Here is a 10,851-nt window from a genome sequence, read left to right as displayed (position 1 = left end):
TCCCAGCCGCTGGCCAGGTTCGCGTCGGTGGCACCTGACGGGCAGCCAGATGTGACCCCGGTTGCCTATGAGTTCGACGGTACCCACTTCTGGATCGGTGGCGGACGAACCGTCCTCACCACACGCAAGATCCAGAATGTGGAGTACGGCCACGACACCGTCGCGCTCGTCGTTGACGACTTGGTGTCGTTCGACCCGTTCATCGCACGAGGCATAAGGGTCTACGGCACTGCCGAGAAACCAATCGCACGTGCCGGGATGGTCGGGCCCGGCCACTACATGCGCATCACTCCGACCGTGTCATGGAGTTGGAACATGGAAGGCGATCCTGTCGGTGAAGCTTGGTACCCGTCGCGCAAGGTTCTTCATAACGCTGGCCTGAGCTGACCGGCAGTGCCAGACCGGTTCGCCGATGCATCACGACGTTGCCCGAACGAGCGCCTGGTCCGAGCGCGCCTCGACCGCGGGCTTGGTCACGACGCACCGTGCACCACGCCACGGCGGCGCTCATCGGCACGTCACGCAGGACCGCGATCGCCTTGGCCGGTCAGCACGTTGTGGATCATGGGTACCGTCACCGCCCCTTCGCCAGCGGCGGCGGCGACGCGCTTCACCGATCCTCTGCGCACGTCGCCGGCGGCGAACACGCCCGGCATGCTGGTCTCGAACGCGGCCGGCGGACGTGCCAACGGCCATCGCGTAGGTGAGACCTCGGCACCCGTACGCACGAACCCACGGTCGTCGCGTTCGATGTCGTCGGGCAGCCAGTCGGTGCGTGGCTCGGCGCCGATGAGGATGAACAACCCTGCAGCAGGGACGTCGCGGAGCTCACCGGTCACGTTGTCACGCAACGTCAACTGCTCGAGGTGCCCGTCGCCACGACCGCCGACGACCTCCGACCGCACCAGCACCTCGATGCGGTCGTGCGCGGCGACCTCACGCACGAGGTAGGCCGACATCGAGCGGTCGAGGTCGGGTGCACGCACGACCATGGTCACGCGGGCCGCGTACCTGGCGAGATGCAACGCTGCCTGGCCCGCCGAGTTGCCGGCGCCGACGACGAAGGCGTCCAGCCCCATGAGCGCCGGTGCCTCGCCCACGGCCGCGCCGTAGAACACGCCCGCGCCGACCAGTGCCTCGAGCGCCGTGACCCCGAGCCTGCGGTAGGACACACCGCAGGCCAGCAGCACCGATCGCGCAGCCGCGTTGACACCGCTGGACAACCGCACACTCAGGCCATCTGCACGCCGCAGCGCCACCACCGAACGCATCAGGTGGAACGACGCGCCGAACCGGATCGCCTGCCGCGCGCCATGGCCGGCGAGACGACGGCCTGTGACACCGCGAGGGAAGCCGAGATAGTTGCGGATCATCGAACTCGTGCCGGCCTGCCCGCCGATCGCTTCCTGCTCAACGACCAGGGTACGCAAGCCCTCGGATGCGGCATACACGGCCGCGCCCAACCCGGCCGGTCCCGCACCGACGATCACCAGGTCGTAGCCGTCCTCGCTCACGGCACCGGCGGCCCCCAGCTGGTCGACCACTTCCACAAGCGACGGGTCGCTCAACGGTGGCCCGTCGAGCACCTCCACGACGGGGAGCGTCGCGTCCGGCCCTGCGCGCGCGAGGATCCGCTGCCCCTCACCGGACTCCGGCCCATAGACACCGGTCGGAACCTCGTGCCGGCGCAGCAGGTCGACCATCTCCCGTTCAGCCGGCGTCCGGTCGGATCCGACGATCTTCACGGCGTCGACCACCGGCCGTGTGAGCCACGCCCAGTCGGACAGGTACTCAGTCAGCGCGCCGAAGAAGTCCTCGTCGCGTGGTCCGGTCGGCTTCGCCATCGCGCTGTCGATCCGCCCGAGCGCCATGGCACGCATGACGTCGCTCCCAGCGGTGCCCGCGCCGCGGTCATGCAGCAGGATCCGCGATGCGGTGGGCACAAGCTCCCTGACCCGCCCGAGAAATCCGATGCTCTCGGCCGATCCCAGGTCGGCGTCGGCGAGGACCATCGCCACGGGAGCCATCGAGGGATCGACCGCCTGCAGCCGCTGGCGGGCCGCCGCAGCCGACGCGTACGCCTCGATCGCGTAGTCACGAGCGAAGCGACTCGCGAGTTCGTCGGTCATGTACCGGCGCGTGCCGGTGTCTTCGATGACCAACAGCAGGGCTGGGTTCATCCGACCCCGACACCCACAACAGCCTCATCGACGAAGCACCACGCCCAATCGGCTCCGGGCTCCGCCGAACGGGCGATCGGGTGTCCCACCCCGTCCGCGTGGCGATGGGCGTGGCGGTTCTTGGACGAGTCGCAGCAGCCGACCTCACCGCATGTCAAGCACATCCGCAGATGCACCCACGTGTCACCGAGAGCGAGGCACGGCGCGCAGCCGTCGGATCGAGGCGTGACCTCGCGAACCGCACTGACGTGGGCGCAGACCGGCGCGCGACCTGCAAGCCGCTGCAGCGCCCATTTTGCGTTGGACAGCAACCCCATGTGGTCCCGACCAGTGTCGCTTCGGCCCTCATCGTATCGCCGCCACCGGACGCCGCTCATGACCACCACGGTCTCCACCCACAGTCGAGGGTGGGGCCCCGCATTCGGGTTGCTCGGCGGGTGCGCCACCGGTCCGTCGGTCGCGTCGGTCGCGTCGGTCAGCGTGGTCGCGTCGTCGCCGGTGCGCCGGAGCGGGACGGTCGGGCGCGTCAGGGTTTGCCCACCGATGGACGTGATGACTGGCGGGTTCACCGTTACGAGGGAGCGGCGACTTCTATAGGTTGCGCTTCATACGTCACGTCGCCGCACCAGCGACGGGGAGCCATGGACACCATCGCGCGACCGGTTCGGCTTTCGCTGATGTCGGGCCGCGCTCGTCGTCATGGCGACCTCGCGCTGATCATCGTCCTGCGCTGTGCGGCCAGTGCCGTGGAATCGTGGAGCAGCACGGACGATTGCGGTTGGTCCTGCCACGGTCTCCCGCCGACGTATCGGCGGATGCGACGGTCAGCACAGTCGGCGGTCGGCTCGGCCGCGTCCGGCGGTGGCGCTCGTCACGACCGGGGTTGCGGCGATCCCGTTGGTGCTCGTCACGCCGTGGCGCCCTGCCGTGTCCGACGAACGAACCGAGGAGGCAGTCATGCGTGACCCCGACCTTCCCGTCCGCGCACGCGGAGGCCGCCCGTCCGTGGAGGTGCTCGGCACCATCAGCCTGGTCTGCACGGGATGGTTCCTTGCCAGTGTCGTCCTCCTGCATCTGATCAACCCGGCGTTGGACCCCGTCGACCACCAGATCAGCGAGTACGCGCTGGGACCGTCGGGGTGGCTGATGACGGTCGCGTTCCTGGTCGTCGGCGCCGGGATGGTGGCGGTGGGCCTCGGGTTGCGTCGATCGCTGGCACCGGGCCCGCGCGTGTGGGCGGCGTGGCTGATCGCGGTGACCGGCGTGTTCTTCGTCGGCGTCGCCGTGTTCCCAACGGACGCCCAACTTGCAGACGGCACGACCGCCACCACCTTCTCGGGTCAGATGCACACCTTGGCCGGCACCATCGGTCCCCTCTTTCTGGTCGTGGGCGCGTTCATCCTGCGCGGCGTGTTCGCACGCGATCGCAGATGGCATCCGCTGGCCCGGGTGACAGGCTGGTTCGCCGTGGCGATCACGCTGTGGTACCTGATCAGTGGCACGGTTGTCGTTGCGTTCGGGCCGGGCAGTTACACCGGCGTCGTGCAGCGGCTGTTCTGGCTCGTACTGCTCGGCTGGCTCGCCCTGATCGGCGGGTGGCTGCGGCGTCTGGGGGCTGCGCCGACTGCTGCACCGGTGGCACCGGCGATGAGAGGGGCGGCAGGATGACCGCCCAACACGCCGTGGCGACCGACGCCGCGACTGGGCAGCGGCAGGTCCTGGGGATCAGCGAGCTCCGGTCACATCCCGCGCGCATGCTCGTGGTCTTCGGCGCGCCGACCGCGTTCCTGGTCACGGGACTGCTGCATGTCGTGGCCGCCGGCGACGCCAACCTGTACACGGCGGTCGGCGACCGGGCGCCGCTGTGGATCGGCGTGCACACCGTCCAGCTGCTGCTGATCCTGCTGATGGCTGTCGCGATCTACTGGCTCACCGAGGGACTCACCGGCCCCGCGGCACAGAACAGCCGCGTCGCGCTGCTGTTCTACCTGGTGTTCTACAGCGCGTTCGACTCGATCGTCGGTCTCAGCAACGGGCTCGTCGCGCAGTACGGACGCGGACTGTCGGCCGCTGAGCAGGCCGTGCTGACAGGTGTCAGCGACGCGTTGTCCGGCGGTGGGCTCGACCAACCCGTGCCCTTCACCATCGCGCTCATCGCCGGCGCGTCCTGGCTGGTTGCCGTGACCGCCGCAGCCGCGGCGCTGCACCAGGCCGGCGCGCCACCGTCGGCGACGATCCCACTGGCCCTCGCCGGCGTCATCGGCGCCGTCGACCACGCGCTGCCCTTCGGGACCATCGCGATGGCGCTGTTCCTCACCGCCGCCTACGTGCTCAGCCGTCCACGAACGACGCGCTAGCAAGTCGCGGTGCGCCTGCTGCCGTCGTCCGCCGCGTCATCAGCGCAGACGTCGCCCGCGGCGCTGACGTCGGCATGTCCTCATACGGCCGCCCACGGTACCAACGGTCGACGACGCGCCCCGCACCGGCCATCCGCCCACGCGCAACCCGCAGCGCGCAGCCATCGACCAAGGCCGAAGAAGAGGGTCCTCTGCACTTCCGTGGCCGACGACCTGTTCACGGCCGCGGCCAGACAACACGCCAGCGCCGAGGCACCATGACCACGTCGGCCACATCGGGAACAGTCAGCGATGCACCGGCAGCACAGCCACCACCGACCGCCCGCGACGACCTCACCGGCCCGCTGCGGCCGGTCCGGGCCAGGGGTCACCCGTGGACCGCATCGCCCTCATCGCCGACACCAACAACACCCGGGCAGCGCAAGCCGCCGCGGACCTGACCGACCGTTACCCCTTCGCGCCCGAGCCCGCCGCCGACGTCGGCGTGGTCGTCGGGGGCGACGGGTTCATGCTGCGCACCCTGCACCGCCTACTCGACGACCAGCGCAGACTGCCGTTGTACGGTTTGAACTGCGGAACCGTCGGGTTCCTGCTCAACCGCTACCTGCCCGAGCACCTCCCAGAACGCATCCGCGACGCCCGGCCCACCAGCCTGCACCCCATCCAGTTGCACGCCATACACGGCCGCGGGCAGCGCACCACGCGACTGGCCATCAACGAGGTCTCACTGTTCCGCGCGTCGGCACAGACCGCGCGGATCCGTGTGACCGTCGACGGCGACGTCCAGATGGACGAACTCCACGGCGACGGGCTGATCATCGCCACCGGCGCCGGCAGCACCGCCTACAACCGCTCCGCCGGCGGACCAATCCTCCCGCTGACCGCACGACTGCTGGCCGTCACACCGGTCGCCGCGTTCCGACCCCGCAGCTGGCGTGGCGCGCTGCTGTCCAGCGACGCCGAGATCACCCTCGAGATCCTCGACAGCGACAAACGCCCCGTCAACGCCGCCGCCGACCACCACGAGGTGACCAACGTCCGTAAGGTCATCGTCACGCAACGACCCGACCGACCGATGACCCTGCTGTTCGACCGCAACCACACACTGGAAAGCCGCATCCTCGCCGAACAGTTCCGCTGACACCGGATCACCGCACGCTGCCGATCGACGTGCCCAGCAGCGGGCCATCGCTCGCATCAAACATCGGCACGGGTGAACGCAGCTGACCGCGAAGGGCAGGATGTGGGATCACCGCGTAACCGTCGGGAAGGCCACGCGCCGAGAGCGGAAGACGATCGCGCGGGGTAGGTGAACAGCCGGCGGGGACTTCCCACCCCTGCACTCTGTGTTCATGATTGGCCAGGACCACTTCGACCGCCTCCTGGACCGCTTCACCGCCGACGGCACGACATGGTGGGCCGACCGCTACGTCATCCCCGGATGACAACCCGACGCCCCAAAGGGCAGCGATCGACCAGCAGACGAAGCGGTCACAGCGGCGGGGCTCCGGGTGGTGCGGAACCGGGTGAGTCCCGCTGCGGTTCTGCAGCCATCTGTTGTGCGGGCTTCGGGGCGAAGCCATGCGTCGACGAAGTCACCTTGACACGTTGACGACAAGTGGCGACCGCCGCAGGATGCGTTGAACATCGAGGGAGCGCTCGACGAGCCACGGGACTGGATGGACGGCGTGGTAGCGCAATCGCACCGAGGCGGCTCGCTCGGTGACGTGATGGCAGCCCGCCGGTCGCGCCGATTCGTGGGTCGCGACGCCGAGATGGAGTTGGTGCGGGCAGCGTTGGCGGCGCACCAACTTCCCTTCGCGGTGCTCTACGTCCACGGTCCCGGAGGCATCGGCAAGACCAGCCTGCTCACGATGCTGGCGGCGACCGCCGAGAGCGCCCGTGCCACCGTCGTCTACATCGACGGACGCGATATCGTTGCACAGCCGGCCGCCGTGCTGGCCGTGCTGCGCGGATCCGCGGACCTCACGGTCAGCGACGGCGCCGGTCCGATCACCGCGGCGTCAGGCCGTCGGATCGTCGTGCTGATCGACTCGTATGAGCGGCTGGCAGCACTCGACGCCTGGGTGCGCGATGACCTGTTGCCGCGGCTGCCGTCGGACGCACTCATCATCATCGGGGACCGATCGCCTCCTGATCCCGCGTGGCGCGTCGATCCCGCATGGCGCGACCTGCTGCGTGTCATCTCGCTACGCAACCTGCACCCCCACGCCTGCCACCGGTACCTGGAGATGAGCGGCATTGCCCCCGAGCTGCACGCGCCGCTGGTCCAGGCGTCGCACGGCCATCCGCTCGGGTTGTCGCTGTTGACCGACGTTGTCGCCCGTGGCGGCGATGTCACGGTCGATCCGTTGACGCCTGATCTCGTCGCGACGGTGCTGGAACGCTTTGTTGACGCCGTCCCGAGCGGCGTGCACCGGCAGGCGCTTGAGGTGTGTGCGTTGGCGCGGGTCACGACCGAGTCGCTGTTGCGCGACGCGCTCGACGTCTCCGACGCGTTCGAGATCTTCCGGTGGCTTCGGGACCTGTCGTTCGTGGACGTCGGCCCGGCTGGGTTGTTCCCGCACGACCTCGCACGCGACGCGCTCGACGCTGACCTGCGCTGGCGGGATCCCGACGCGTACACGGTGGTGTTCCGCCGCGTCCGAGACCACATCGTGCACCGGCTGCGGTCGACCTTCGGTGTCGACAGGCGGCGCGCGATCTTCGATCTCAAGTTCGTGTTCCGCAACCTACCGAGCGTGCTGTCGCCGGTTGATTGGGATGTTTGGGGCCAGCGCCACCCGGAGCCGGCCCACGCTGACGACCGCGACGCCGTGTTGGAGCTGGTCCGCCATGCCGAGGGCGACGTGTCCGCCGCGATCGCCGGGCGCTGGTGGGAATGCGAACACACCGCGTTCTTCGTCGTGCGCGGTGACCACGGCGACGTCCGGGGGGTCATCACGCTGCTCGACCTCACCGCGGCGTCCGACGCCGACCGCGCCGCGGATCCCGGTGCACAGGCGGCATGGGCCCACGCCCACCGCCAGGCACCGCCACGACCCGGCGAGATCGTGACCCAGACACGCTTCACGGTCGACCGTGACGCCTACCAGGGGCCGTCGCCCACGCTCAACGCCGTACCGATCCTCACGCTCCAGCGGTACCTGGACATGCCGAACCTGGCGTGGGACTACCTGGCACTGTTCGAGCCCGAGCCGTGGAACGACTACTTCGCGCTGGCCGACCTGCCGCGCGCGCACGGCGCGGACTTCACGGTCGGCGGCCGACGGTACGGCCTGTTCGCCCACGACTTCCGCCGCGTTCCCGTCCATGACCTCCTGACGCTGTGGACCGAACGAGCGCTCGCGCAGGAACCCACGGCGCTTGAACCTGCGGCACCGGCTGTGCTGGTGATGTCACAGCCCGAGTTCACCGCCGCCGTCCGCCAGGCGCTGCGGGACCTTCACTGTCCTGACCTGCTGGCCCGCAACCCGCTGCTGCGCACTCGTCTGCTCCGTGCCCACGCCGGCACCGACGAGCCCGACGCCACGGCGTTGCGGGAGCTGCTCGATATGGCCGTCGACACCCTGCGGCAGCATCCGCGCGACGACAAGCGCCTACGCGCGATCGACCGCACCTACCTGCGGCCGGCTGGAACGCAGGAGTCCGCAGCGGCGCTGCTCGGGCTGGCGTTCAGCACCTACCGCCGCCACCTCACCCAGGGCGTCGACCGGATCGTGGCATGGCTGTGGGACCGCGAAATCTACGGCGTCGCGTAGCAGCACCGCCCGCACGTGGACTGCGGGGCGCACAATCCGCGCCGGACCCACCAGCGGTCTGCCGTTCTTTCTGAGCTGAGCAGTACTGGACAGCGAGTGGTCTGGCAACCGAGCAGCCCGCCGCCGCACTGTCTCCTCTGACGACAGAGGAGACGCTCATGCACCCCGACCGCTACGACCACGCGTTGGTGCTCGGTGGCGGCATCGCCGGTCTGCTGGCCGCGCGTGTACTCGCCGACGTGTTCGCCGACGTCACGGTCGTGGACCGAGACGCCCCGCCCGATGCGCCAGCCAACCGCCGCGGCATCGGGCAGGGACGGCACGCGCACGCACTGCTGGCCCGCGGTCAGCAGGCGCTCGAGGAGCTGTTCCCCGGCATCACCGCGCAGCTGGCAGCCGCGGGGGCGCCGACCGGCGACGTGCTCGGCGACACCCGCATGCACCTCAACGGTCATCGGCTGCGCCGGACCACCAGCGGCCTGCTGGCCGTCAGCGCCAGCCGGGCACTGCTCGAACACCACGTCCGACACCGCGTCGCAGTGCTCGACCGTCTGACGTTCGCCCCGCCGGCCGACGTGACCGGTCTGGTCGCCGAGGGCCAGCGTGTGACTGGCGCACGCCTGCTGCGACGCGCCGACCACAGCGCGGAGGAGATCGTCCTTGCCGACCTCGTGGTCGACGCCACCGGCCGCGGTTCGCGGGCGCCCAAGTGGCTCGCCGCGCTCGGTTGTCCCACGCCCGATGAAGAACGCATCCGCATGGACCTTGGCTACGCCACGCGCCGCTACCGAGCGCGACCCAACGACCTCGGCGGTGATCTGGCCAGCATTCACGGCCCGACGCCGACCCACCCGCGCGGCGGTGTGCTCGCCCGCATCGAGCACGATCAGTGGCTGCTGACGTTGGCGGGGATGATCGGTGACCACCCGCCCACCGACCCCGAGGGCTACCTCGCATTCGCCCGATCGCTGCCCTTCGACGACATCGCGCGCACGATCGCCGACGCCGAACCCCTCGACGACCCAGTGCCCTACCGCTTCACAGCCAGCGTGCGCCACCACTACGAACGACTCGATCCGGCACCCATCGGGTTCGTGCCGCTCGGAGACAGCGTCGCCAGCTTCAACCCCATCTACGGTCAGGGCATGACCGTCGCGGCACTTCAGGCGCTCGCGTTACGCGACCACCTGGCACGACCCAGCCGCCGGCAGGAGCGGAGCCTGCCTACCGCCATCGTCCGCGCCACCGGCATCCCGTGGGACATGGCCGCCGGCGCCGACCTCGCCTTCCCACAGGTTGACGGGCAGCGACACATCAAGCACCGCGTCGCCGAGGGCTACATCCGACGACTGCATGCCGCCGCCGCCCACGACGCCGACCTCGCCCGTGCCTTCGTGCGTGTCTCGGGACTCGTCGAGAGCCCCACCGCCCTGTTCCACCCCCGTATCGTCGCCCACGTGCTGCGACGACGTGCCATGTCACAACCTCAGGCGCCGCCACACGAACCGGCCGGTGCACCAGCGACCAACACTGCAGCCGACCCGAACGCGCTTCGACGACGCGTACGCCACGTGATCACCGACCTCGAGCCAGCGAACCTCACCCATGAGCCAAGGCTTGAAGGAGGCAGCGATTCGCTTGGCCGCTAGTCATCCAGGCTGCCCATGGTCAGGTTGACGGTTGTTCCCGTCATCCCGCTCGCCTTGTCGGATGCCATGAAGACCGCCATGTTCGCCATCTCCTCGAGCGTCATGAGGCGTCGCGCGTGGGTCCTGCTCGCGAGGAACTCTTGCCACTGCTCCCAGGTCATGCCCGCCCTGGCGCGAGGCTCGAAGGCTTCCTTGATCGTGCGTGTCTCCGGCATGCCCTGCGGGCGCAGACCGACCACGCGAATGCCCTGAGGTGCGAGCTCGGCGGAGAGCCCTCGGGTGAGTGCCTCCTTGGCGGCCTGCGCCGGACCGTACCCTCCCACCAATGGGATGCCCGTCCGCGAGTGCAGTGCGGTGACGGTCATGATCACCCCCGATCGGTTCGCGATCATGCGCCGGGCCGCCAGGCGCGCGGTCAGGAAGTAGGACGTGACGTAGGTCGTGATCGGCAGGGAGAACTGCTCGACATCCAGCTCGGTCAGCGGCACACCCAGGATCGTCGTGTTCGGGATGCCGACCGCGTTGAACGAGATGTCGACGCGGCCCGCCGTATCGATTACGGACTTGAGATGCTTGTCGACAGCCTGCTCGTCGAGCGCGTCGACGTCCGCCGCCTCGGCCGATCCGCCGGCGGAAACGACGTCCGTGGCAACAACTGCGACGGGCGCCAGGTGGCGGCCTGTGAGAAAGAGCTTGGCACCCTCGCGCGCGAAGGCGCGTGCGACAGCGCCGCCGATCGCGCGGTGGCGGCCCATCCGGGGTGTAAATGGACGACGGGCGTAGGTTCCTGAGAGAGCGCCAACTCACTCTGGAAGGACTACGCCCGTGCCGTCACGAGTATCACCCACCGACCGCATCCGCGCCGACATCGACGCCCTGTTCA

At 69.5% G+C, this 10,851-nt stretch carries 8 protein-coding genes; 6 read left to right on the top strand and 2 right to left on the bottom strand.

Going from position 1 to position 10,851, the window contains the following annotated elements; all coding sequences use genetic code 11:
* Window positions 1-387, top strand: a 387-nt coding sequence (locus tag VFZ70_18680; GenBank protein HEX6257841.1) for a PPOX class F420-dependent oxidoreductase, incomplete at its 5' end; no start/stop codon positions are given.
* Window positions 388-518: 131 nt separating this feature from the next.
* On the opposite strand, the gene VFZ70_18675 is transcribed toward VFZ70_18680, so the two are convergent.
* The gene (locus VFZ70_18675; GenBank protein ID HEX6257840.1) at window positions 519-2,180 is read right to left on the bottom strand and encodes an FAD-dependent oxidoreductase; all 1,662 of its coding nucleotides are present in this window, start codon (window positions 2,178-2,180) and stop codon (window positions 519-521) included.
* A gap of 957 nt (window positions 2,181-3,137) precedes the next feature.
* Between VFZ70_18675 and VFZ70_18670 the strand changes: the two genes are divergently transcribed.
* The 5 genes from VFZ70_18670 (at window position 3,138) to VFZ70_18650 (ending at window position 9,968) form a co-directional block, all read left to right on the top strand.
* Window positions 3,138-3,848, top strand: coding sequence for a DUF998 domain-containing protein (locus VFZ70_18670; GenBank protein HEX6257839.1), 711 nt, complete (start codon window positions 3,138-3,140; stop codon window positions 3,846-3,848).
* Window positions 3,845-4,537 carry a hypothetical protein gene (locus tag VFZ70_18665; protein HEX6257838.1) on the top strand — a complete coding sequence of 231 codons (693 nt, stop codon included), beginning with the start codon at window positions 3,845-3,847 and terminating at the stop codon, window positions 4,535-4,537. Before VFZ70_18670 ends, VFZ70_18665 begins: the two co-directional genes overlap by 4 nt.
* 373 nt (window positions 4,538-4,910) lie before the next feature.
* Window positions 4,911-5,678: an NAD kinase gene (locus tag VFZ70_18660; GenBank protein HEX6257837.1), complete on the top strand. Its 768-nt coding sequence runs from the start codon at window positions 4,911-4,913 to the stop codon at window positions 5,676-5,678.
* A gap of 589 nt (window positions 5,679-6,267) precedes the next feature.
* On the top strand, window positions 6,268-8,319 hold the full coding sequence (locus tag VFZ70_18655; GenBank protein HEX6257836.1) for an AAA family ATPase: 2,052 nt from the start codon (window positions 6,268-6,270) through the stop codon (window positions 8,317-8,319).
* 158 nt (window positions 8,320-8,477) lie between these two features.
* Window positions 8,478-9,968, top strand: coding sequence for a hypothetical protein (locus VFZ70_18650; GenBank protein ID HEX6257835.1), 1,491 nt, complete (start codon window positions 8,478-8,480; stop codon window positions 9,966-9,968).
* Here VFZ70_18650 and VFZ70_18645 read toward each other — a convergent pair.
* Complete coding sequence (locus VFZ70_18645) at window positions 9,965-10,723, bottom strand: SDR family oxidoreductase (protein HEX6257834.1); 759 nt, start codon at window positions 10,721-10,723, stop codon at window positions 9,965-9,967. The genes VFZ70_18650 and VFZ70_18645 overlap by 4 nt on opposite strands.
* Window positions 10,724-10,851 lie beyond the last annotated feature (128 nt).

The sequence above is a fragment of the Euzebyales bacterium genome (assembly GCA_036374135.1).
In the GTDB taxonomy this organism is placed as follows: Bacteria; Actinomycetota; Nitriliruptoria; order Euzebyales; family JAHELV01; genus JAHELV01.
The sequence above is the reverse complement of the archived record's forward strand: the minus strand, read 5'-3'. Positions and strand labels throughout refer to the sequence as shown.